A 25,492-nucleotide genomic window follows, 5' to 3' on the forward strand; every position below is an offset into this window, starting at 1 on the left:
TTACCTCCCATAACCGTAAGTCAGCAGATTAGCAATTTCAGCATTACCGTTCATGGCCGCTAACCTCGAGGCTGTCAACCCATCCATTGTTTTTACATTCTGATTAGCGCCCCTTTCCAATAAGGTCAGCACAATTTCAGCACGGCCTTTTCCTGCCGCTGCCATTAATGCAGTCATACCAGACTCTGTTTTCGCATTTACATTAGCGCCATACTCCAGCAAGATACTCACAAGGTCGGCATGGCCTTCTTCTGCAGCGATGATCAGGGGAGTCAATCCTTCTCGTGTAGTGATATTCACATCAGCCCCGTTGTTTAACAAGACCGTCATGGTTTCTGCGCTACCCTGTCCTGCTGCAAGACTTATAGCCGTTAAACCATCTGCTGTCTCTGCATGGATGTCAGCGCCCCTTGCTAATAAGTCTTTCTCAATACCGGCATGTCCTCTCATTGCAGCGAATATCAGGGCAGTCATGCCATAATTTGTTTTTGCATTCACCCCGGCCCCGGTTGTCAGTAAGGCACTTACTGTATCCTCCTTTCCGGACCATGCAGCAGCCATGAGGGCGGTCTGGCCTGACTTATCCTGACTTTCCACTTTAGCTCCCCTGGACAGCAGGGTTTTTACAATGTCTGTATGGCCCCGCTTCGAAGCAAATATCAGGGCTGTTTGACCGGATCCATCCTGTGCATCCACATGAGCATTTCCGGCTAACAAAACCAGGACGATATCAAAATAACCATTCCTGGCCGCTATCATCAGTGCCGTTTCTCCATCTGTCGTCTCCATATTGGGATTCGCATTGTATTTCAGTAAGACATTCACAACATCCCTGTGACCCTCCCCTGCAGCAATCATCAGGGCAGTCGTCCCATCGTCTGTAACAGTATTTGGGCTAGCGCCGTAGTCTGCCAGGGCCTGGACAATACCCGAATGCCCGAGACCCGCTGCAACGATCAGGGCCTCCTCCTGTGCAGGAAGGTCTACCCCTTTCTTCAATAGGGCTTCCACAATGCCCGTCTGATTATCCATGGCCGCAATGGTCAGTACCGGCATACCATACTCTGCCTTTGTGCCGGTCGGAGCGCCATAGTCCAGCAGGGCTTTTACAATATCCGTCAGATTGTTTTCCACAGCGTATAAGAGCGCCGTTTTTCCAGAAGGATTCATTGCATTCACGTCCGCGCCCCCGGCTAACAAGACTTGCACAGCGCCGGTACGGCCTTCCTTTGCAGCAAGCAGCAATGATGTCTGGCCTAACTTGTTTCTGGCATTAAGATCAGCACCATTATCAAGCAAGGTCTGTGTTATTCCGGCATGGCCTTCCCTTGCCGCTATTTGCAGTGCAGTCTGTCCATACTTGTCTTTGCAATTCACATCAGCGCCGTTGGATACCAGATTTTCCACAATCTCGGAAAAACCCCTTTCTGCTGCAACCAGCAATGCTGCATTTTTTTCATCCTGATCCATCACTTCAGGCAGAAGGGCCTGCACAATATCCGTGTGACCATGCACAGCCGCCAGTATGAGCGCTGTAATTCCATCCCTGTTTTGCAACTCTGCGTCAGCGCCTCTTTTAAGCAATGCCTGTGCAATCTCCGTGTAACCGAACCTTGCGGCAAGCATAAGGGCTGTTGTGCCTTCCTCATGTTTCGCATTCGGGTTCATCCCGGCATCCAGGAATAATCTTGCCGAGACATTGTCCCCGGCCTTGATGCTGGACAGAAAGGCAGGCTCGCTGAGGTAATTACCGATGCCACTCTCTCTTAACATGGCAACCGCCTCATCAGGGCTATATCCATATGCCATTGACGAAAGCAGCAGGACAATGGAAAAGAACAGCACGTACAGATGTGTTCTTTTATGAGTGTAGATTTTCATTTCATTCCCCCCTTTGTTTGTTGTTAACATTTGCTCCATGATAACCCCTTAGTGCATAGGGCATACCAATGAAGTCTTCAGTGTTTCAAAACAACTTTAGCTGGAGTAATTACTGTTTGTTTAACAATGGGTTATATATGATTTCACTTTTCAGAAGATCTTAATGAGAGATGAAAAACAGGGTAGATTTTTCGAGCCGGATGTTATTTAAAGAGATAACATGACTATCCTCAAAGATACATCGAACTCTTCAATGTGGGTCCAAATTTCTGCGAATATGAGGAGTTTCTATATTCAGAAGCTTTATGACAACGGTTTTCACATCTTCACGAAGAGGCAGTCGGGAAGCCTCTCTCAGGGTCCTTCTGGCATCTGCTCCGCCAATTGCGGAGAGGGCTTGTGCCGAGCGGATTTGATATAGGGCTTTGTAATTTTCCACGTACGTTCTGACATAATCCTTTTTACTGATTTCGAACGTCAAGGCATGTGAATTTCCATATGCTTTAACTTGTTCATACCTTTTGGTGAGATGCTCTTTCTGTTTTTCCAGGTTCGGAGGAGCGGGGCCATTACGAAGATATGCAGCAAGTATGGGCACTGCAGTTTCCCCAAGCCTTTTAACAGCCTCAAGTTCGCCCTCTGTACATTCCTCGCATTCAAGCAAACTAATTATTGCGCGACTCGCCTCGGAATCCTGGGCATAGGTTAGCTCTGTATGATTCAATGCCACAAAACAATAGACTAAGATGGTCATTAATATTATTTTCATAAATTTCCTGCTGCATCTCGGGCCTCATTCAATAATCTGTTGCCAGGGCCGGACAATATGGATCTGGTGTTCCGTCGCCGCAGTTACGCGTTGTTCCGTTGCGGGTCCCATTTGTATTCAGTGCGGATGCATTATTGACGTTACATCTGAAACACTGCCCCTCTGTAATACTGTCTCTTCCTGTACCCCCCGACCACATTAGATTTGTGTCAGGGATATTATTCACATAATTTGAGTGGCCCAATGAAAAGGCATGTCCGATTTCGTGAGCGAGCGTCCCGTCATCCGAAGTGTTGCTGATAATGATGGTGTTGTTTCCACAATAAAATCCTCTTGGACTATATGGCTGATTCCCGGGCCCGATGGTTTCCACATAATAAACATTCAATTGACCTGGAGTAAAACCTATTTGCGTCATATCACGGCAATCAGCATCCAGGAAATCAGCATACTGCAATCCGGTTTTATCATTAGGCTGACCATTTATCTCGAAACCTATTCCGCAATTCATCGTATCGTAAAGCTGGTTGGCAAGCGCCACCTGACCTGCTGCAAGCCTGCTATTATCATTAAAGGGACCCTTTATAATCCATAGAGTCATTTTTTCCTTTAAGATATCCGGAGTTAAATCCACCTGAATTTTATCGTTATTTTTCGTCCACGGGACGTTTTCGATCAAACGCATGGGATCGCCCTGGGAAAAGACAACGAGTTCAGAATTACAACCACTACGTGTAGATATATTATCTTTCAAATCTATAACGCCAATGCCTTCTTTAAACGCATCATCGAGACAGCCCGTTGCACCGTACCCGTCATATAAAACAACGGCCCTGTCACTTCCTGTGTTATTGTTGAGTTTAATCTTGTCACTGTCACTGCACGCTGAAAATAATAAAACAATTCCAAAGACAGATCCTGTGATAAGAAACACAAGCCTTTTCTGTTTCATAAATCACTTCATCCGGCACGGCGTTTGAAAAAGGAGATGGCGCTTCAGCCGCAAGCAGCCGAATGAAGCACCACAACAGGTTAACATGGCAAACAAAACCATTGAGTCCCCCATTTCCTTGGACAGCTCCCGGGGGGACAATCAGGTCCGTCACTCGGAGTGCCTGGGTTGTCAGGGAGTGGTTTCAATTCTCTACCCATATAATCCCGGACCTTTATGACCTCCCCTTTTCTGTCAAATTCTATGATGAGTTCGCTTTTTTTTACCTCTATTTTATTCTTTTCTATAGTCTTTTCCCCGGCAATAGAGAAATAAGCAATTCCGACAGCTAAACCTGCACAAAGCAAGTAAATCACAATTTTATTGGCCTTCATAAATCACCTCAATTTTGTTTAATGATACGGATTATTGCTTTAACACTGAAACATCATGAATGGGGGGCTATCTGCCCTTATCGCATCACCCTCCTTTCTACTATTAAATAGACACCGTCAGCTTGAGAATGATCAGCCTTTCCGGTTGAATGAGGGGGTTCATGGAATCAATTTCCTGGAACCGGAATCGTCGATCGAAAATATTTTTAGCATCGATTGCAAGAATTCCCCTCCTCCTCGGCAAACTATATCCTATGCTGGCATCCCAAACCCAGAATCGATCCTCACCGGGTTTGTAGTTGCCGGTCAAGTCGTTCAAAAATTCACCCGTCTGATTGATATAAGTTGATTTCAGTTTTGCAAAGAGTCCAAATGGATGAAAGAGCCTGACGCTCAAAGGGATGCGATCTGTATTAAACTCGTGGAAATCAAGGCCGGTCTGGTCCAATCTTTCAATGTAATATTCCGCGCTGGTCGCGATCCAGGATGACGGGACCCAATAGAGGTACGCGCGGCCTGTCCTGTAATCGCCATTCTCTTCCATCGTTCCTTCTTCAGGGAAGAAGACTAATACAGGAGTCTTTAAATCCCTGTAGGTGAATTCCGCGCCTACGGATAAATCCGGAGAAAATTGTTGGTCGAGTCCGATCCCATATTGCCTCGAATCCGTACCATCACCATCATCAAAGAACTGCTGAAATCCGGCAATTTGGGTGGGCTCGATTGTCTGACTTGAGATAATAGTCTTCTTCAGAACGCCGAAAGCGGCCGCGCGCAGCGTTGTCGAAGGGACCGGATTCCATATTAGTCCAAATTTAGGATTCACTTTGTCAACATCCCCTACGATGCCTTTATACAGGTCTGCACTGGCTCCGATTGTCAAAGTCACATTCGATGCAGGATGGATGAGGGAGTAGAGATAAAAATTGGTATGGCGAATAGTATCCTTACTCTCGTCAGAAAAGTTAAATATGTCGTCCGGTGGGGGGAAGACGAGACTGGCGTCTATGTTCTCTTTCCCGTCAAACCGGCCGGCTCCCGTGATGAAGCTTACCTGTCTCAAATGGAACAGGTATTGGGCTTCCAGAATGTGACCCTTTAGTTGCCCCTTCATTGTAGTGATTGAACTTGGTAATGGTTCGAATTGATCTTCATTATGATCCTGGTGTAAAACGGAGACGATAATATCCGATCCAGGTCCGGGGGCGTAGTGAAGGCCCAATCGATAAATTGTCTTTTTGATTTTCAAATCAAGGGCAGGAGAAAAATTCTCAGAATCGGATCGAAGACCAATGTCACCGCTTTCAGTATCGTGAACGCGGACCTCTCCCTGAATGCTCAGCTTATGAGTCAGGCCAGCCTGCATGAAGACATTGTAAATGTCCTGTCTTATATCGTTATTTTTCCTGAATCCGTCTGTCTTGAGGTGAAACTGGCCCAGACTGTAGGAATATCTTCCATGCAAGCCGGTGACAATGACCTCCTCGCCCAGCGTTTTCTGCTCTCCGAAGACGCCGCCGAGGAGAAGCTGAACACGGTCACGAATAAAAAGCTGGCTAAATTCATTATACGACGGATTGAGGGGGCCTGAACCTGCCAGTATGGCCGGAGAGCTATCGCTCAGCCACGGCTGGACAGGGTTGTTGTTCAACGGCTGCAGCAACTGGGAGACGAGGATTCCGCTCAACCTGGCAATCTCAGAGCGGGGTAGCGCTGAATAAGAATCCGCCAGGAGCCTGTGGGCTGAATAATTCACCGGGTCGGTAGTAACCGATTTCCACCCTTCAACCAGGCCCGCCTGTTCAAAACCAAGGTCGCCATAGATGCGGCCGAGGCTGACACTGCGCGCCGCCTGGTCATTATCCAGAAGGAATCGGGACCGGTAGACCGCCCGGTTGTCATTCAGCTCGATCGATTTCCGGAGATCATGGAGCGCTTCTACTGGCCGGTTCTCCGTCTGCTTCCGGATAGCGTCATAGAGATAGGGTGTCGGGTCTTTAGGATCGAGTTCTTTGGCCATATCGAGCTGGATACCCGCGATGTCATCCCTTTTCTCCTCATAGTAGGCCTTGCCGAGATAGCTCCTGATGAATGAATTATTCGGGTCAAGACCCGCCGCGATCTCGATCTCCTCCCGTCCATCTTTGAGCATCTCTTCCCGAATCCTGGCCAGTCCGAGTCCGACTCTTGCGAGGGGGTCAGCAGAATTTAATGTGATGGCCTTTTCAAAGACTGTTTTAGCCTCCGGGATCCTGATCTGAATGAGATAGGCAAATCCGAGGACTGTTTGAGCCCGCGACTCCCGGGGATTGATCTCTGCGGCCTTCCTTGCTGCATCGAGCGCCTGGTCCGTGTCGGCCTCGGCCATCAGAAGTTCAGCCAGTCTGGCCCAGGCAAGGGAGCTTTGAGGATCCAGGCGCACAGCCTCTCTTGCGGCAGTAACGGCCTCTGAAATATTGAAGCTGGCCTGCCACGCGTAGGAGAGGGCGACCCGCGCTGATACAGAGTCCGGGTCAGTGCGGGCAGCCTCTTGCGCCAGCCTGAGACCTGACTCTTTTTCATTCCTCGTTATAGACATAACAGACTGAAGCGCCAGGGCCTGACTAAAATCAGGAGTAATGTCCAATGCCCTCCGGATATCCTGGCCTGCTTCATCGAGCCGGCCGACCAGAAGGAGGAGAGAGGCCCGGTAAACATAAAATCGCGGCTCCAGGATTCCTTCCGGAACGTCTTTGATCGCAGCAAACGCCTCTTCCATATTCCCTTCCGCATAGAACCCGACGGACCTTCTCACCATGGAAGGCCATTCCCCTTCTCCAGCCGGTTCAAGCTCCTCCAGTCGAAGTTCACTGAAACTGAGGACAGGGGGATAATAGAGCGCCCACTGGATCGAATCAAGGGGCCGGACAACGATACGGGACACAGGCGGTTCTCCGACCATGACTGTCATGGCCTGGCCGCTTAGAATCGTCGCGCTGCCAGCCTCATTCTTAACGGCTATCTTTCCTTCTATTACGGTCACCGTGGTTGATTTCTTTTCCTCATTGACCTCGATGACAAACTCCGTCCCCTCGCTTGCCGCATTCACAAAAGGAGTATCTATGGTGAAAGGCCTGGGAGTGCGTGTAATAAAGAGGATGTGTCCTGTTATTATTTCAAGGAGAGATGGCTTCCTGGGTTCGGAGAATTTAATTATCGTCTTCTGAGCGAGACGCAGAATGGTTTCATTTGAAAGGAGGATCGCGGCCCGGCTCTTCTCAAGAGTCCTGATCATATCAGCAGGACAATAGGTGTCATTAATCTTCACCTCTTTCCAAACAGACTCGCCGGCTCTCAGTGATTCTACATGCCCCTCTGCTGAGACGACCCTCGCAGTCCATTGCCCGCATTCCATAGAGCTTGCTGATCCGTTGAAAGAAGTTCCAATAAGAATTATAGTCATGACAGATATCAGAAAAAAGCGGATATGCATATCAGGCGCCCCCTATAGTAAGCAATGGCAAGATTGATCGAATTATATTTCTATTACCTTTTTTGTATTTTTAAAAATATAAATGCAGAACTTGTACCATCAGGATAAATTCCCAACTATCTCCTTTTATACAGGAAAATATCCCTTATTGTCAAAGAGTTATGAGTCTACATCTTTTTTGCAGACTAAATCTGATCGCAGGATAAGCCTTTTGTTAGTCGAGATGCTATCTAAACAGATACATGGCAAACACCAAAAAGATACACACTGAAATGTCACCTCATGGGTATGGTAAAGGAAAATTCAGACCCCTTTCCACTCTCGCTGGTTACCCGGATTTTGCCCCCATGAAGCTCAACTATGGTCTTTGCAATGTAGAGTCCAAGGCCTGTTCCCTTTTCTTCTGTAAGGCAACCATGTTCTTCTATCCTGTAGAAACGGTCAAAGACCCGCGACTGCTCCTTTGGTGGGATCCCTACCCCTGTATCTCTTATCGAGACTGTAAAAGACCGTTGATCTTTTTGCAGATTAATGGTGACATGACCTCCGGGACAGGTAAACTTGATTGCATTTTCAAGAAGGTTTGTGACAACCTGTTCCAATTTTTCCTGATCCCCCTTAACCTCCAGCTCCTCATTCTGGGTATTGACCCTGATCGCAATATTTTTTGCAGCTGCCACGGGCCTCAGGTCTTCGACCACATTGTTAATGAGATGATCGAGATGAAGGGAACCGCGCTTTAGTTTTACCCGGCCCGATTCCATACGGGATGTATCGAGGAGGTCATTAATCAGATGTGACAACCTTTCCGCGTTTTTAGATATCCGGTTAAGATACTCTTTCTGTCTCTCTGTCAACTCCCCTGTAATTCCATCCCGCAGATTATCAATATAACCCTTGATTACTGTGAGGGGAGTTCGAAGATCGTGAGAAACATGGGAGATAAATTCTGATTTCATCTGAACAATCTGATGTTCTCTGTTTATCTCTACATGCCTCCAGACAACAGCAGCAAGTACGGCAAGGGGAACCTGGAGCATTGTTGGAATGACCAATGGAAGCCAGATACCTGCTGTCTTGAACCGGAAATAGGCAGCTCCAGCGTAAAATATCATAAGGCCCAAAATGTATAACATGGCCTTCAGTGGTGGAAATAAAAAAGAGATCATCCCAATGCCGGCCCCCCAGATCAGGACCGTCAGGATACGGATTATGAATCCCGGAGGTTGTAAGGAAGTATCATCCAGCAGGTTCGCAAATGCGGTTGCACAGATCTCCACACCGCTTAAATCGAGGCCTTTTGATTCAGAGTAGATCGTGTAGAAACTATCTCTTTGTTCAGCCTGATTAATCTCAGATACCCCTATGAAAACCGCCTTGCCTTTAAAATCAAACGGCTTCTGACCGCTTATTGTCTTGCCATCAGATTGGAGCGCCTGATAATAGGGAATGGTAGTTATTGTCCTGGCAGGCCCGTAAAAATTCAGGTGGCGGATCTCGTCGCTGCCTTTGTACATATCTTTCAACGCACTTAGGATTTTTATCCCCTTATCGCCCTTATAGGATGCGTCAGGATTCCCCAACTCATCCGCAATGAACTCTGAGATCAATGTCTTTTGACCAAATATATCTTTGAGGTTCTTTGAAAAGTCTTCTATCTTTTTGCCGGCTATAATATCTTCTTTTTTAAGCGCGAGTAATCTTCTGGCGCCGGATAAAGAAGAGATGTTCGCCTTATCTTCTTCAGTATGGACAATTTCCGTGTGATTAAGTGCTTGATTCAGCAGGTCTGTCAGCTCGTTATAGGCTTGCAATGAAAAAACAAGGAATGCTGTCCCTGGCATCGTAGGCGCCCCGCTGGAATCAATGGTCCAGTACCAGTTTACTCTCCATGGATACTTTGGTAGTGGAAAGGAGGAGAGGGCAACTGCTTCCTTCGCAAGAAGAGCCGCTGGTTCCACTTTATTTTCAATAGTCACTTCAGTGACAACCTGATCTCTGCGACCCTTTAATGGCAACAACTCTTTTCTCAGATATTCAAGGAGTACCACATTGGATGCATCTTTGATCGTCCTGGCAAACAGACGGTCTTCTTCAACCAGAGGCCGGTCTTCAAAAAAGACGTCAAAGGCAATGACGCCTGCACCTTCCTGTACCAATTTTTGAACAAGCCGGGAATGATAGGTGCGGGGCCATTTCTTAGGGTCATGAGGCAGATTAAGATTAACAGCAGACTCTTTATCCATGGCAATGACGACGACCTCCGGTGGCGGAGGCACTTTCCCTCTGAGTTTAAAAAGAATTCCCAGACCGAGTCCTTCTTCAAGATCATCCCCATATGGAATTATAGTCATTATCAGACCGAATACTCCTATGACAAAACCGAGGATGATCGCCTTATGCCACTTAGCCATTACACGTTTTCCTGAATATTTGGGACTAAACCGGAAGCGTAAAGTAAAACTCACTTCCCTTTGCCGCCTCATTATCTATCCCGATCTGTCCGCCATGCATCTCAATAATATTTTTTTCAACAAAAAGGCCATTTATTGTTCCTTTTGATTCCGCAACTGAGGACGGGTCGGGCCGGTAAAAGCGATCAAATATACGGGTCTTTTCCTTCGGTGGAATCTCAATCCCGGTATTTCTGATAGAGGTCACGAAAAATTTGCCATTCTGGGCCAGGGAGATAGTTATCCGCCCCCCCGGCTGGGCATACATAAAGGAATAATCGAGCAGTTTCGTGATGACCTGTTTAATCTTTTCCCTGTCTCCCTGAATCCGGCCATTTCCTTCAAATTCAGCCAAACTGACATCGAGAGTTTTTTGTGCTGCAAGGGGACGAAGCTCATTCACCACCTGGCCGATGAGATCATACAACGGCATTGGGGCAAGATGTATTTGCATCTTCTTTGACTCGATAAGGGAGATGTCTAATATATCACTGACCCTACGTATAAGTATCTCTGAGTTTTTTGTCATTCGATCAAGGTACTCTAATTGTTTACTGTTCAAATCCCCGGCAATGCCGTCACACAGATTTTCTATATACCCCCTTATAGCGGTCAGCGGGGTCCTTAATTCATGAGAGATTTGATAGTAAAATTCCGATTTGAGCCTGTCCGCCTCTTTAAAGTGTGTAATGTCATGAAAGACCGCTATCTTTCCAAGTAGAAGGCCTTTATCGTTTCTGTATGGGAAGGATGAGTACATAATTACCCTGGGTAAATTGGATTCCGGGTCATTGACCTCCATCTCACCCTTGTCTTTTATAGCAAGATTACTAAAAATACTGCATAAATGAGGTAACTGAGACAGATCAGATAAAAGCCTGGATTCGGAATCCCTGCCTTCTTTCTTAAACATTCTTCCGGCGGCGCGATTTATATGAATTATACTCCCATTGACATCAACAACGATCACACCGTCCTCTATATTAAGGAGAATACTTTCGGACTTTCTCTTCTCATCACGGATATGGCGAATTACATCCTGCATCTCCGTTGTTCTTTTTCTGACCCGTTCTTCAAGCGTTTGATTCATTTCTGCCAGTTTACTATTCAGTCTTTTTAATTGCTGACCATGTTCGAGGCACTGATTCTTTCGGTGGCTGAGTGTAGAGACCATCTCATTATATGTCCTCGCAAGCTCTCCCATCTCATCGCCGCAGGCAGGCACGGTCACCTTTAATAAATCTCCTTCCTCTGTAACTTTCCTGGCAGCCTGTATGAGAGTACCCATCGGTTTTATATGGAACTTTGAGAGGTAGCAGATAGGGACTATTCCCTCGACCATTATTAAACACATGAGGGCTGTGGGAAACAACCACGTCACGCCCTGAAAATAAAATGAAGTGACTAAAACTGTGGCAGATAACAATATGAGAAGAGTGAAGAAAACAATCAGTTTTGCCCTGAGAGAGTTCATCCGAAAATCCCCGTTCAAATCCCCCCTCTCCCCCCTTTAATAAAGGGGGGAGCTGATTTCCCTCTTTGTAAAGGGGGACTAAGGGGGATTTTCATCTGTCTTTGTAAGGCCTGGTTCATGACGGTTCACCTGAAAATGCTCCTGTGTACCCGTCATTCCCACGGAACCTGTCCCCGCAGGATTTAAGCGGGGAGTGGGAATCCAGAACCAGGCCGCGGTCTGGATTCCCGCTTACGCGGGAATGACGTTTTCACGATCCTTTGTGAGCCCTGAGCCTTGCAGCTAAACGCCTTACGTCCTGAGCTGGTCCCAAGACAAACAGTCGAGGGGCTCATGACGGTTCATCCTTAATTGAGTCTTTGATGTTCATCTTCTTAATCAAACGGGCTAAATATGTGCGCTGAAGATTCAGAAATTCTGCTGCCTTGCTCTGGTTTCCTTTTGCCTGTTTCAGGGCGTGCAGTATGACTTCTTTCTGATACGATAAGACCGCATCATGATAAGGCTTGATCAGATGATTTTCTTCAGCCGAATTGACAAATGGGCTGTAGGGAAGATCATACGGCGTAATCTCCACTCCTTCAGACAATACGACCGCCCGTTCAATCAAATTGCGCAACTCTCTCACATTGCCCGGCCAGTGATAATTCATCAGATGTTCCATAGACTCCCGGGTAAACTTCATCAGCGGTTTTTTTACTTCATAACAGGCCCGCTCCAAAAAAAAGTCTGCCAATGCGGGGATGTCCTCTTTTCTTTCTCTGAGGGGAGGGAGATGGATTGTTACTACATTGAGACGGAAGAACAGGTCTTCCCGGAACCGTCCGTCCTGTACCTTCTTATAAAGGTTATGATTAGTCGCCGCAATCGTCCGTATATCAATCCGGACAGACTGGGTTCCACCAACCCGATCAAACTCCCTCTCTTCCAGAACCCTGAGAATCTTAGCCTGAAGTTCAGGTTTAAGATCGCCAATCTCATCCAGAAAGATTGTGCCTCCATTTGCAACCTCCAATTTCCCCCGCTTCATCTGGAATGCCCCGGTAAAGCTCCCCTTTTCGTGGCCGAATAGCTCACTTTCAAGGAGTTCATCCCGGAGGGCGGCACAGTTAACAGCCACAAAGGGCTTTTTAGACCGGTCACTTGATCTATGAATCAGACGGGCAAAGACCTCCTTACCGACTCCGCTCTCTCCCAGGAGGAGAACCGTGGAAGAGGTGAGGGCAACTTTTTTAGCCATTTCAGTTGCCTCTTTTATCTTCTGACTTTCTCCTATAATCCCTGGAAAAGAACGATCGACCTCCCCCTGAAGATAGAGGTTTTCCCGTTTGAGCGACCTGCATTCAAGAGCCTTCTTAATTACGATATCGAGATGACCCGCTGAAAAAGGTTTCGTGATAAAATCAAAGGCGCCTTCTTTTATGGCCTCCACGGCCTTTTCAATGGTACCGAAGGCAGTAATGACAATGACAGGGAGATTAGGATATTCTTTTAAACTCCTGAGTACCTCCATCCCATCCATACGGGGCATCTGAAGGTCAAGAAATACAGCATCAGGTTCCTGCTGGGCTATGGATTTTAATGCCTCCTGCCCATCCGAGGCAGTAAGCGTCTGATATCCGAGCATCTCGAGCCTGTCTTTAATAATCATCCGGATATCACGATCATCATCAACAACAAGAATTTTTTCTCTACAGGGCCTTACTCCGCTGCTTAGATTGTCCACATCTGTTCTCCTTACTAAACTCCAGGGAAGACATAGACACACACATGGGGGATTATATGTGCATCTATTATAACTGTCAATTTATATACAGATAATTAATTGGCCTCCAGAACATTATAGACCACTGTATTGCAATTATAATGCCCTGTTGTTTTCTTAATTGATCTTATAATTACTTGAAATAATGAGGATAAATAGGTGTGCAATGACTCAGGGTTTAAATCTCTGTACACAAAAGGATACTAAGCAAACATGAAAGGATACACTACATACCCTGATGGAAAACTGGATTACTCATAGCCTTCCCTTAGTGGAAGGGATACCGCTAACCCTGATGTCAACTGACGTTGCCTCGTCAAGCGCCCTTGCAAATGCCTTGAACACGGCCTCGAAGATGTGGTGGATGTTGCGGCCGTATCTCATGTTGACATGCAGCGTAATGCCGCTTGATGTGACAAGCGCCTGGAAAAAATCCTCGATCAGGTCAGCGTCAAACTCTTTGATCTTTCCCCTTTTCGGAAGCGCCACGCTATATACCAGATATGGCCTGCCGCTGATGTCGAGGGCAACGGATGCAAGTGTCTCATCCATAGGAATTAAAGCACTCCCATAACGCCTGATGCCCTTCTTGTCTCCAACTGCCTGCGCAATCGCCTTACCAAGCACAATTCCTATGTCTTCGACTGTATGATGATAGTCTATATCCAAATCACCAACTGCGGCGATGTTGAGATCGAACAAACCATGTTTTGCGAAGAGCGTCAGCATATGATCAAGGAAAGGGATGCCGGTGTCTATTTTCCCTTTGCCCTGACCTTCAATTGTGAATCTCAACTTAATATTCGTTTCGGCCGTTTTTCGTTTAATCTGGCTTATTCTCTTCATCTGAAAATGCTCCTATGTACCTGTCATTTCCACGGAACCTGTCCCAGCATGATTTAAGCGGGGAGTGGGAATCCAGAACTATGCCCCGGTCTGGATTCCCGCTTACGCGGGAATGACGTTTTCATAAACCTTTGTGAGCCCTGAGCTGTGAGCTTGTCGAACAGTCGAAGGGCTCATGACGGTTCATCTGAAAATCCCCCCAAGTACCCACAAATACCCTTTAATAGAGACACTTACCATCGTGTCTTCTGCTGCGAAAGTGTTCTTAGTTGCTATTTCATCCTTATCCTGACTGCCTCGCTGTGTGCGTACAGGCCTTCAATCTCTGCCAGTCTTGATGCGACACTGCCATCATTTTTTATTGCCATCCTGCTATACATTACCACACTCGTCTTTTTTACAAAATCATCCACACTGAGGGGTGAGAAAAACCTTGCTGTTCCTCCGGTAGGTAACGTATGGTTCGGGCCTGCAACATAATCTCCCATTGTCTGGGGTGTGTAACTGCCAAGAAAGACTGCACCGGCGTGCCTTATTTCTTTCAGGAGTTTCTCCGGTTGTGCCACCTGCAGTGACAGATGCTCCGCTGCAAACTCATTCGTCAGTTCAACAGCTTCATTTAAATCTCTTGCCACAATGATGAGGCCGTGATTCCTTAGGGACTCTCGTATTACACGCCTTCGGGGCTGATGCTTCATCTCTGATTTTATGAGCTGTACGACTTTCTTTGCAAACGATTCAGATGTCGTAATAAGAACTGCAACCGCCTCCTCATCATGCTCCGCCTGGGACAACATGTCCATCGCAACGAATGACGGCTCCGCCGTATCATCAGCAACGATAAGTATCTCGCTTGGTCCTGCGATCATGTCTATATCCACCTGACCATATAAGAGCTTCTTTGCCACTGCCACATAGATATTGCCAGGTCCGGCTATCTTGTCCACGCGCGGTACAGTATCAGTACCATACGCCATAGCAGCAACAGCCTGCGCCCCTCCGGCAGTATAAATCCTGTCAGCACCGGCTATGTCCGCTGCAACTAAGATATATGGGTTTATTGCACCTGAATATCCGCCCACCCTGTCATTCCGCCATTTGTCATTCTGAACTTGTTTCAGAATCTCCTGACCCTGCCTCGTTTGAGACACTGAAACAAGTTCAGGTTGACTAAGGAAACCAGATGCTGGTGTCGGCGTACATACGATGACTTCTTTTACACCGGCAATTCTGGCCGGGATAACGCTCATCAGGACTGTAGATGGATAGACCGCCTTCCCGCCAGGCACATAAACGCCAACTCTGTCCAGCGGAGTAACCATCTGTCCGAGCATCACGCCGTTATCTTTATATTGCCATCCTGACGTCTTCTGGTGTTCATGGAACTTTCTGATTCTGGATGCCGCGTATTTTAAACTATCGACATCAGAAGGGTTCACCCTGGCATAGGCATCCTGGATGACTTTTTTATCTACCTGCAGCGTTTCAGGCGTTAGAGAAACTCTGTCAAACTTTTTTGTATATTTGATCAGCGCCCTGTCACCGTTAACCCTGACGTCATCTATAATCTTCCGGACTGAGTTCTCTATGGATTCCCCATAAGTTACACCCCTTGCAAGGAGTTGCGCCCTTACTTTTGCAAACCCACGGCTATCTGTTTTTATTAGCTTCACTCGAAAATCTCCGTTCAAATCCCCCCTATCCCCCCTTTACTAAAGGGGGAACTAATTTCCCCCTTTGAAAAAGGGGGACTAAGGGGGATTTTCATCTGCCTATGTGAGCCCCGGCTCATGACGGTTCACCTGAAATAACCCTTCTCAGGTCATCAACAATCCCCATTATCCTTTCATACTTGAGCTTCAGGCTGGCCCTGTTTGCTATAAGACGGGCTGTTGACTCTGTGACGACCTCAATTAATTCAAGGTTGTTTTCTTTAAGCGTCCTGCCGGTTGATATCAGGTCAACAATGACATGGGACAAGCCAACCAGCGGCGCAAGTTCTATGGAACCATAGAGTTTAATTATATCTGCATGGACACCGCGGCTGCCAAAGTATAGCTCAGTAATCCTGGGATATTTTGTGGCAACGCGTATCTTTGTCAGCTTGCCGTTCTTGTAAGGCTCTATTGCCTCCTTTGGTCCTGCGACCACAACCTTGCAATGCCCGAACTTAAGGTCAAACAATTCATAGAGGTCTTTTTCCTGTTCCAGCAGCATATCCTTCCCGACAATGCCAATGTCAGCAGCGCCATATTCTACATATGTGGGGACATCTGTAGGACGCACTATCAGGTATGTCAGGCCATGTTTGGGAGAATTAAAGATGAGTCTCCGGCCTGCATCTTTGACATCCTCAGGAATCAAGCCGAGCTTGTCAAAATACTCTACAGCATGTTCAAGGAGTTTTCCTTTTGCAAGGGCTATTGTAACAGGCTGTGCCGTCTCTTTCATTTTCACTCGAAAATGCTCCTAAGTACCCGTCATCCCCACGGAACCTGTCCCCGCAGGATTTAAGCGGGGAGTGGGAATCCAGAATCAGACCGCGGTCTGGATTCCCGCTTGCGCGGGAATGACGTTTTTCATGACACCTTGTGAGCCCTGAGCCTTGCTGCTACACGCCTTACGTCCTGAGCTGTGAGCGTGCCGAACAGTCGAAGGGCTTATGTCTGTTCACCCAAAAACACTTCACACTATCCCGTGCACCGGAACGGCCATAAAGGCCGGCGCTACCTGATCCGGACGATCTGCGCTCCCAGCTTTGATAGTTTCTCTTCGATGCGCTCATAGCCGCGGTCAAGGTGGTATATGCGGGAGATCTCAGTCTGACCATCTGCTACAAGCCCAGCAAGTATCAACGATGCACTCGCACGCAGATCTGTCGCCATAACCGGGGCGCCGCTCAGTTTTTGCACGCCCTCCACTATAGCATAATTACCCTGCAGTTTGATATTGGCCCCCATCCTGTGCAGCTCAGGTACATGGGTAAACCTGTTTTCAAATATCGTCTCTGTAATTACACTGAGCCCTTTACTGACTGTCATAAGGGACATTATCTGCGCCTGCATGTCTGTCGGAAAACCAGGGTACGGCATTGTCCTCACATCAACGGCATTCAATCCATTATCAGCAATAACCCTTATCGTATCACTCCCGGTCTCGATCTTTACGCCGGCAGTCCGGAGCTTACTGATAACCGCCTCAAGGTTCTGAGGGATACACTTCTTCAGAACTACATCACCGCGGGTAATAGCGCCTGCGATGACATATGTCCCTGTCTCTATCCTGTCAGGCATGATATCATATGTCCCGCCACGCAACTCTGAAACCCCTTCTATGACTATTGTTTCAGTGCCGGCCCCGCTTATCCTGGCGCCTCTCATATTTAGAAAATTAGCCAGGTCCACGATCTCAGGCTCACAGGCTGCATTCCGGAGCTCGGTCACTCCATCAGCAAGCGAAGCCGCCATCATCAGGTTTTCCGTACCTGTTACTGTTGATATATCAAAATATATCTTTGCGCCTTTTAATCTCTTCGCCCTTACCTCCACATACCCGTGTTTAATATCCACCTCAGCGCCCATCTTCTGAAGCCCTGCCAGATGGAGATTTATAGGCCTCGCGCCTATGGCGCAGCCGCCGGGCAGAGATACCCTTGCCTCACCGAACCTTGCAACAAGGGGGCCCAAGACAACAACTGAGGCCCGCATCGTTTTTACAAGCTCATACGGAGCCTCACAACTCTTCATATCCTTTGTATTAATAGTGAATGTATAACCGTCCGGCATGATGTGAGCGCCCATGCTCTCCATCACCTTCTTCATCGTCTTTATATCATTTAGGAAAGGGACATTATTGAGGATACAGTCTTCAGCAGACAGGATTGCCGACGTTATTATGGGCAGCGCAGAATTCTTTGCGCCGCTTATCTCCACCTCGCCTTCAAGACGCCGGCCGCCGGTTATTAATATCTTATCCACCTGCTACCTCTTTCAATCTCTCCGCATTATCCGCTGTTATCAGCGCCTCGATCATCTCGTCAAGATCGCCCTCCAGTACACCCTCCAGCCTGTGGAGTGTCAGACCAATCCTGTGGTCTGTAATCCTGTTCTGGGGGAAGTTATAAGTCCTGATCTTCTCGCTCCTGTCGCCGGTGCCAACCTGTCCTCTCCTCTCCTGCACCCTCTTTGCCCGCTCTTCAGCCTCTTTTATCTCGAGCAGTCTGGATCTCAGCACACGCATAGCCTTGTCCCTGTTCTTTATCTGAGACCTCTCGTCCTGGCAGGATACGATCATGCCTGTAGGAAGATGGGTAATCCTGACAGCAGAATGAGTTGTGTTAACCCCCTGACCACCAGGACCTGATGCGCAGAAGGTATCCACCCTGAGGTCTTTGGCTTCTATAGTAAGGTCCACCTCCTCAGCCTCAGCCAGGACAGCTACAGTGATAGTGGACGTGTGTATCCTTCCGGAGGACTCAGTTGCAGGCACCCTCTGCACCCTGTGAACACCGCTTTCAAACTTCATCTTGCTGAAGATGCCTTTTCCCTCAATAGTAAAGACTATCTCTTTAATGCCTCCGATGCCTATGTAATTTGAACTGAGTACCTCGAGCCTCCACCTCTTCTTCTCAGCATATTTTGCATACATGCGGAAAAGCTCCGAAGCAAAAAGCGCAGCCTCATCCCCGCCTGCCCCTGCCCGAATCTCCATAATAATGTTCTTTTCATCCCTTGGATCTTTGGGCAGAAGCAGGGTTTTAATCTCTCCCTCAAGCCCCCCCATCTCCTTCTCGAGCACCGTCTTTTCTTCCAGCGCAAGCTCCTTCATGTCATCATCCGTAGCGTCATCATTAATCAGTTCATCAGCCTCTGCCAGTTTCTGCGCCAGCGCTTTATACTGATTATACTTTTCCACCAATGGGGTCATCTCCCCCTGTTCTTTGGCAATGCGCTGAAACTCAGCACGGTTTGCGATGACCTTGGGATCCCCAAGGAGTATCCCCATGCCATTGTATTTTTCTATGATCTCTTCAAGCCTGTTGAATATGCTTTCTTCCAAAATAACTGCCACTTATACTTACCTCTCTCCAAAAAAAAACCTGCCATAGGCAGGTCTTTTTGATCTTAAAGCCTTAATATGCCTACTTACTGGCATATTTCTTTCTGAATCTCTCAACCCTTCCCTCTGTGTCCATTATCTTCTGCATGCCGGTAAAGAACGGATGGCAGCTCGAACATACCTCTACCCTCAGGTCCTTTACAGTAGAGCGGGTCTTGATTACTGCACCGCATGCACATTTGATCGCCGTTTCTGTATACTCCGGATGTATGCCTTCTTTCATAATTCTGCTCCTCCTTTTTCCTATCTGTTCATTGAATCCATGAAATCCCTGTTTGATTTTGTCACCTTTAATTTATCCAGTAAAAACTCCATGCTCTCAACCGTACTAAGCGGATTCAGCACCTTTCTCAGTATCCACATCCTGTTCAGGTCCTCCCTGCTGACAAGCAGTTCTTCCTTACGTGTCCCTGAAGCATTAATTTCTATCGCAGGGAATATCCTCCTGTCAACAAGTTTTCTGTCAAGATGGAGTTCCATGTTGCCGGTTCCCTTAAACTCTTCAAATATGACATCATCCATCCTGCTCCCTGTGTCAACAAGGGCAGTGGCAATGATCGTAAGGCTTCCGCCATCCTCGATATTTCGTGCAGCGCCAAAGAACCTCTTTGGGCGCTGGAGGGCGTTGGAATCGAGTCCGCCTGACAGTACCTTGCCGCTTGGCGGTATCACTGCGTTGTACGCCCTTGCGAGCCTCGTTATACTGTCGAGGAGTATCACTACATCCTTCTTATGCTCTACAAGGCGTTTTGCCTTCTCAATGACCATCTCAGACACCTGCACATGTCTCTGCATAGGTTCATCGAATGTGGAACTTACGACCTCGCCCTTTACCTGACGCTGCATGTCAGTCACTTCCTCAGGCCGTTCATCTATAAGCAGGACAATCAGTATGATCTCAGGATGATTGGTCGCTATTGCCTTTGCAATTGACTGCAGTAGCATGGTCTTGCCGGTACGCGGAGGCGCAACGATGAGACCTCTCTGCCCCTTTCCAATGGGCGTGATAAGGTCCATGACCCTTGTTGAATAATCCTCAGGGTGGTACTCAAGTTTGACCTTTTCCGTTGGAAATATCGGTGTCAGGTTGTCAAAGAGTATTTTTTCCCTTGCTATCTCAGGGTCTTCATAATTTACTGACTCAACCTTAAGGAGGGCAAAGTATCTTTCAGATTCCTTTGGAGGACGTATCTGACCGGACACTATATCTCCGGTCCTGAGATTAAACCGCCTTATCTGTGAGGGGGAAACGTATATGTCATCAGGACCCGGCAGGTAGTTATAATCAGGTGCCCTAAGAAACCCGAACCCGTCAGATAGTGTCTCAAGGACGCCTGAGCCGTAAATGAAGCCATTCTTCTCTGCCTGGGTCTGGAGTATTGCAAATATGAGTTCCTGCTTTCTCATGCCTGCAGCGCCCTCTATGCTCATATCCTTGGCCAGGGACGTAAGCTCACTAATATTCTTTTCTTTTAATTCTGTAAGGTTCATCCTTAGGCTCCTTTAGTATTTCATGAAAATCTGATAGGTTACCGTTATTAATATAGGTTAATGGATGTATTCGTTAGTGAGTGGCCCAAAATTAAATATCTTTAATAGCTGCAAGGGATTTCGTTAGTTAATCGGCGAGAATTACGCTCAGGTTTACAGTTAAAGTCATTTCTCCTAAATAATTTGTTACCTACCTTTATGGGTTGCACAAAGATAATACCGGATGATATGTAACTTTATATTATATAAACAATTTTCGTTTGTCAACATAATTTTAGTGGATTCCTACAGGTGGAGATCGGGGAATCCGGGGAGAGAAGATTCATTTACGCCACCTATTTTGCAAATAAGCCTGAACATCTCTTCATACCTCTCCCTTTTTACCGGTTCAAGGCCGTGGGCAAGGATGGAATTATTCCTGCTGTCAAGCAGGAGCTTCATCTGCGGCCAGTTATCAAAAAAGGCAGTGCCTGCCGGATCTCCCAATGACTTGAGGAGCTTATAAGCGCCGTAGAGGGGAAGCCTGATACGGTTGTCAATGTCACTCCTGAATTTACCGGCAAAATCTGCAGAGATGTCAGGCGGAAGCTGTCCCTCCTGAACATCCGATGTATTAATGCCCCTGGCAGAGAGCCTGACCTGGGCATACGCCTCAACCGCCCTGTAGAGGCGTGCTACGGCATCGTCATATTTATGCTCAAGGTCAGCCCGGCGTTTCGCATTTGACAGGAGGTCCAGGAAATGTTCACTCCTTATGCCGGTCATTCCAACGCTTAACTTCTCAAGAAAGGTGAGGTTTTCTTTCAGCATAGCGGCAAATGACTTCAGACCCGGAGGTCCGCCAAACACGGTCGCCATCTCAAGGGATTTCTGCGAGGGGCGAAGTTTCTCCCATGCCAGCCTGTGCTGGAAATTGTCCCAGTGGGCATAGCCCCCGGCTACATCCGACAGGGCCTTGTAGAGATGCTTTTCCCCACCGCTGACCCTCTTTGCCACACCGTCAAATATCTCTGAAACCTGTTTATAGCGGCCACGCCCAAAGAGTACAGCCGCGTCCTGCCGTTCTTTGATTGCAAGATGATCCCAGGGGTTAATCTGGTGCAGGACCTGTTCCCTGCCGTCAATGACGATGCCTGTCCCGCCTTTTGTCCTCTCACTGCCGCTTATATACCTGTACCCTGAGGTATCGTCAATTGTTGCGAGGACCAGTGAAGCTACCATCGGTTTAGTCCCGCCGGTGTAGTCTACGACCCAATCCCCTGGTTCAAGACGCCAGTTCTTATGCAGCTCTTTCCATTTGCCTGTTATTGCCTTATAACAGGAGAGGAGGTCGTTTGCATCTTCAGTAATAATCTCAGCCATCCAGACAGGCCTGTCAGTAAGCCTGGGCAGGATTTCATTATTAATAAACGGCCGTGTCTCTTCTGAGGCAAAAAAACAGAGGCACTCAGGCCTCAGCTCATTAACAGAATAGATAACAGGCTCAGGACTCCCGCCTATTGAAATAAGAAGCGCCTTTATCCGATGGTCAGCCATGTCATCAATATTACTAAATTTGTCTCAGGAAATAAATAGCGACGAGACAAAGGGGACAGATTTATTTTCCTTTATTTGACAGGGAAGTCAAAAGCTAATAGAATCCCATTGCTGATGACCACAACAATTAAAAAGATAGGGATCATATCAAAACCCAGGAAGAGAGACGCTGGCCCGGTATTATCAGATCTCGTCCGGTGGCTTAAAGACAGGGGCGTAGAACCACTAATGGACCAGGAGACAGCCGGTCTTATAGACTTTGAAAGCTCCTGGAAAAGAACTGATATAGCGGCACTCTCAGATATAATCCTCGTATTGGGCGGCGACGGCACCCTCATCAGTGTCTCCAGGCTGATAGGCGGAAGGGGCACACCTATACTCGGCGTAAATCTCGGAAGCCTTGGTTTCCTGACTGAGGTGACCCTCGAAGAGATGTACCCGCTTCTTAAGAGAATGCTCGCCGGAGATATGAGCATTGATGAGAGGTGGACACTCGAAGCATCCGTAAAAAGAGGCGATAAAGAAATGGCAAAATATACGGTCCTTAACGACGTTGTCATAAATAAAGGGGCACTCGCCAGGATGATCCTCATGGAGACTGTAATTAACGGACGTTACTTAAATACATACCGGGCTGACGGCCTTATAATCTCCACACCAACCGGCTCTACAGCCTACTCCCTTTCAGCCGGCGGCCCAATCATAAATCCCGCTGTCGGTGCAATAATAATAAGCCCCATATGTCCCCATACGATTACTAACCGGCCTATAGTCGTACGTGAAGATGTAATTGTTGAGGTAACCCTGCGAACTGAAAACGAAGATGTGCTCGTCACACTTGATGGCCAGGAAGGTTATCCACTTCAATATATGGATAAGGTAGTCATAAGAAAGTCTGCGAATACCATACGGCTGATAACATCTCCGGATAAAGATTATTATGAAGTGCTAAGGCACAAGCTGCGGTGGGGCGTATAGGGTCGCAGGGGCGCCCCCCTTATTGGCTCCCTTATTTCGCTGCCATGGCCGGCTCTTTGCTCATCAGGTAGACGTGCATGGCCTTTGAGGCCACCTTGGCCTGGCCCATAGCCTTTATAACAGTAGCACCGCCGGTTATGATATCGCCTGCTGCATAAACACCATCCCTCGAGGTCTTTCCTGTAGCAGGGTCAACAACGATGATGCCCTTCTTGTTGGTCTCAAGACCAGGTGTGGTATCTTTGATTATCGGATTAACACCAAAACCGAGCGCCATTATAACAGTATCTACCTCTTCTATATAATTCGAACCTGGGATCGTCCGTGGACTCCTTCTGCCTGAGGCATCAGGCTCGCCAAGCTCCATTTTGACACACTCCATCGCCCTGACAAAATAATTATCATCTCCGATAAATTTGACAGGATTCGTAAGGAATTTAAAGTGAACCCCCTCCTGTTCAGCATGCTCCATCTCGCGCGGCAGGCACGGGGCCTCCTCCCTGCTCCTCCTGTAGAAGACTGTAATGCTTTCCGGGTGCATCCTTGCTGAAGTCCTTGCCGCATCCATTGCTGTATCGCCTGCCCCAATAACTGCTATCTTCTTTCCAAAGAATACAGGAGTCAGGCTGTCAGGGAAAAGGTCTGCACGCATAAGGTTCACGCGTGTAAGGAATTCATTTGCTGAATAGATACCGCAAAGATTCTCTCCAGGTATACCCATGAAATAAGGCAAACCAGCGCCTGTACCAACAAGTACAGCATCATAACCTTCGGCGAAGAGATCATCTATGGTCAGTGTCTTGCCAATCACTGCATTACATACAATCTCGACCCCCATCTTCTTAAGCATATCAATTTCATTATCTATGACATCAATCGGGAGTCTGAATCTCGGGATGCCGTAAACAAGCACGCCGCCAGGTCTGTGAAGCGCCTCAAAGACAGTAACCTTATGACCAAGCCTTGCAAGCTCGCTTGCGCCAGTAAGTCCTGCCGGTCCTGACCCTACAACAGCCACCCTTCTACCTGTCGGAGGGGCAACTTCAGGGATTTCAACTGACCCGCTCATCCTCTCATAATCAGCCGCAAACCTCTCAAGCCTCCCTATGCCTACTGAAGGGCCTTTCTTTCCGATAACACACACGAGTTCACATTGCTCCTGCTGGGGACAGACCCTCCCGCAGATAGCAGGCAGCAGGTTGTATTTCTTAAGTGTCCTCGCAGCCCCTATGAAGTCTCTCTCCTCGATCTTCTTAATAAATGCCGGGATATCAATTCCAACAGGGCAGCCCTTGACACACGGGGCCTTGCAATTATCAAGACACCTCATGGATTCAGTCAGTGCGATCATCTCCTCAAAACCAAGAGGCACTTCACTGAAGTTATTTACCCTTACTGCAGGATCCTGCTCAGGCATATCCTGAAGAGGTATCTGCATACGTTCTTTATTTGATATGGTCCCGCTCACCGGCATTTCTCCTTATTTTAATGACAACCAGCCTTGCATGCATAAAGCTCTGAAGCCTTCTTCTCATAAGGCACGTACATCTTCTGCCGGTACACAAGCTCATCAAAGTTTACCTGATGTCCGTCAAAGTCAGGACCGTCAACACATGCAAACTTTGTTGCCCCGCCAACCTCAACACGGCATGACCCGCACATCCCTGTCCCGTCCACCATTATGGCATTCAGACTGACATAGGTCCGTATATTTAACGGCCGTGTCATCTCGGATACCGCCTTCATCATGGGCACAGGGCCGATGGCTGTAACCATATGCACCGGCTCATTCTTCAATATCCCTGCAAGGACATCCGTAACCAGCCCTTTAATGCCGGCGCTTCCATCGTTGGTAGATACCTCTACGCTGTCACATACGGTTTTAAGTTCATTCTCCATCAGGACAAGGTCTTTTGTCCGAGCGCCTACTATAGAAATGACCTTGTTGCCAAGGGCCTTTAATTCCCTTGCTATCGGGATAATAGCGCCTGTGCCATAACCGCCGCCGATGAGGATGCATGTCCCGTATTTTTCTATATGAGATGCCTGGCCAAGCGGACCGACAACATCTGTGATTGAATCTCCGACTTTAAGATTGATAAGCTCCGTACTTGTCCTGCCGGCAGCCTGGACTATAATCCTGACCGTCCCCTTATCCGCATCCCAGCCGGAAATACTGAGAGGAATACGTTCGCCATTTGAAGTGACCCGTACGATAATAAACTGCCCCGGCCTCATCTTCTTTACAGCAAGGGGGGCTGAGATCTGCATCATAACCGTGTTTGGCGCCAGCTCTTTCTTCTCAAGGATCGCATAAGACATAGTTTAAACCTCATAAACATAAGTTAGTGTGAAACTGTAAATTAGCAACAAAAACGTTTCA

General features: G+C 47.6%; 19 protein-coding genes. 1 reads left to right on the forward strand and 18 read right to left on the reverse strand.

The window, feature by feature from the left end:
• The 16 genes from IT393_04980 to IT393_05055 all read right to left on the reverse strand — a co-directional run bounded on the left by IT393_04980 (nt 1) and on the right by IT393_05055 (nt 22,131).
• Nucleotides 1-1,881 (reverse strand): ankyrin repeat domain-containing protein, encoded by a 1,881-nt coding sequence (locus IT393_04980; protein ID MCC7202004.1) that lies wholly within the window; start codon nt 1,879-1,881, stop codon nt 1-3.
• Between the two features lie 250 nt (nt 1,882-2,131).
• Nucleotides 2,132-2,650: a hypothetical protein gene (locus tag IT393_04985; GenBank protein MCC7202005.1), complete on the reverse strand. Its 519-nt coding sequence runs from the start codon at nt 2,648-2,650 to the stop codon at nt 2,132-2,134.
• Nucleotides 2,651-2,678: 28 nt separating this feature from the next.
• Nucleotides 2,679-3,602 (reverse strand): hypothetical protein, encoded by a 924-nt coding sequence (locus tag IT393_04990; GenBank protein MCC7202006.1) that lies wholly within the window; start codon nt 3,600-3,602, stop codon nt 2,679-2,681.
• 80 nt (nt 3,603-3,682) lie between these two features.
• Nucleotides 3,683-3,976, reverse strand: coding sequence for a hypothetical protein (locus IT393_04995; protein MCC7202007.1), 294 nt, complete (start codon nt 3,974-3,976; stop codon nt 3,683-3,685).
• Nucleotides 3,977-4,079: 103 nt separating this feature from the next.
• The gene (locus tag IT393_05000; GenBank protein ID MCC7202008.1) at nt 4,080-7,448 is read right to left on the reverse strand and encodes a TonB-dependent receptor; all 3,369 of its coding nucleotides are present in this window, start codon (nt 7,446-7,448) and stop codon (nt 4,080-4,082) included.
• A gap of 275 nt (nt 7,449-7,723) precedes the next feature.
• Nucleotides 7,724-9,862 (reverse strand): CHASE2 domain-containing protein, encoded by a 2,139-nt coding sequence (locus IT393_05005; GenBank protein MCC7202009.1) that lies wholly within the window; start codon nt 9,860-9,862, stop codon nt 7,724-7,726.
• A gap of 25 nt (nt 9,863-9,887) precedes the next feature.
• Entirely contained in the window at nt 9,888-11,375 is a 1,488-nt protein-coding gene (locus tag IT393_05010; protein ID MCC7202010.1) for a HAMP domain-containing protein, read from the reverse strand.
• A 331-nt stretch (nt 11,376-11,706) separates the two neighbouring features.
• Nucleotides 11,707-13,026: a sigma-54-dependent Fis family transcriptional regulator gene (locus tag IT393_05015; protein MCC7202011.1), complete on the reverse strand. Its 1,320-nt coding sequence runs from the start codon at nt 13,024-13,026 to the stop codon at nt 11,707-11,709.
• Nucleotides 13,027-13,395: 369 nt separating this feature from the next.
• Entirely contained in the window at nt 13,396-13,986 is a 591-nt protein-coding gene (gene hisB / locus IT393_05020; protein ID MCC7202012.1) for an imidazoleglycerol-phosphate dehydratase HisB, read from the reverse strand.
• Between the two features lie 272 nt (nt 13,987-14,258).
• On the reverse strand, nt 14,259-15,659 hold the full coding sequence (gene hisD, locus IT393_05025) for a histidinol dehydrogenase (protein ID MCC7202013.1): 1,401 nt from the start codon (nt 15,657-15,659) through the stop codon (nt 14,259-14,261).
• Between the two features lie 115 nt (nt 15,660-15,774).
• On the reverse strand, nt 15,775-16,437 hold the full coding sequence (locus tag IT393_05030; GenBank protein MCC7202014.1) for an ATP phosphoribosyltransferase: 663 nt from the start codon (nt 16,435-16,437) through the stop codon (nt 15,775-15,777).
• A 275-nt stretch (nt 16,438-16,712) separates the two neighbouring features.
• Complete coding sequence (gene murA, locus IT393_05035) at nt 16,713-17,963, reverse strand: UDP-N-acetylglucosamine 1-carboxyvinyltransferase (GenBank protein MCC7202015.1); 1,251 nt, start codon at nt 17,961-17,963, stop codon at nt 16,713-16,715.
• On the reverse strand, nt 17,956-19,032 hold the full coding sequence (gene prfA / locus IT393_05040; GenBank protein ID MCC7202016.1) for a peptide chain release factor 1: 1,077 nt from the start codon (nt 19,030-19,032) through the stop codon (nt 17,956-17,958). Before prfA ends, murA begins: the two co-directional genes overlap by 8 nt.
• 94 nt (nt 19,033-19,126) lie before the next feature.
• Nucleotides 19,127-19,327 carry a 50S ribosomal protein L31 gene (rpmE, locus tag IT393_05045; GenBank protein ID MCC7202017.1) on the reverse strand — a complete coding sequence of 67 codons (201 nt, stop codon included), beginning with the start codon at nt 19,325-19,327 and terminating at the stop codon, nt 19,127-19,129.
• Nucleotides 19,328-19,347: 20 nt separating this feature from the next.
• The gene (gene rho / locus IT393_05050; protein ID MCC7202018.1) at nt 19,348-20,595 is read right to left on the reverse strand and encodes a transcription termination factor Rho; all 1,248 of its coding nucleotides are present in this window, start codon (nt 20,593-20,595) and stop codon (nt 19,348-19,350) included.
• 285 nt (nt 20,596-20,880) lie between these two features.
• Nucleotides 20,881-22,131, reverse strand: a complete 1,251-nt coding sequence (locus IT393_05055; GenBank protein ID MCC7202019.1) for a TIGR02710 family CRISPR-associated protein — start codon at nt 22,129-22,131, stop codon at nt 20,881-20,883.
• A 114-nt stretch (nt 22,132-22,245) separates the two neighbouring features.
• On the opposite strand from IT393_05055, the gene IT393_05060 reads away from it, so the two are divergent.
• A complete protein-coding gene (locus tag IT393_05060) occupies nt 22,246-23,109 on the forward strand; it encodes an NAD(+)/NADH kinase (GenBank protein MCC7202020.1) in 864 nt (287 codons plus the stop codon).
• 31 nt (nt 23,110-23,140) lie between these two features.
• On the opposite strand, the gene gltA is transcribed toward IT393_05060, so the two are convergent.
• Nucleotides 23,141-24,547, reverse strand: a complete 1,407-nt coding sequence (gltA, locus tag IT393_05065) for an NADPH-dependent glutamate synthase (GenBank protein ID MCC7202021.1) — start codon at nt 24,545-24,547, stop codon at nt 23,141-23,143.
• 47 nt (nt 24,548-24,594) lie between these two features.
• Nucleotides 24,595-25,431: a sulfide/dihydroorotate dehydrogenase-like FAD/NAD-binding protein gene (locus IT393_05070; GenBank protein ID MCC7202022.1), complete on the reverse strand. Its 837-nt coding sequence runs from the start codon at nt 25,429-25,431 to the stop codon at nt 24,595-24,597.
• Between the last annotated feature and the right edge of the window lie 61 nt (nt 25,432-25,492).

Source organism: Nitrospirota bacterium (assembly GCA_020851375.1).
Lineage (GTDB): Bacteria > Nitrospirota > 9FT-COMBO-42-15 > HDB-SIOI813 > HDB-SIOI813 > RBG-16-43-11.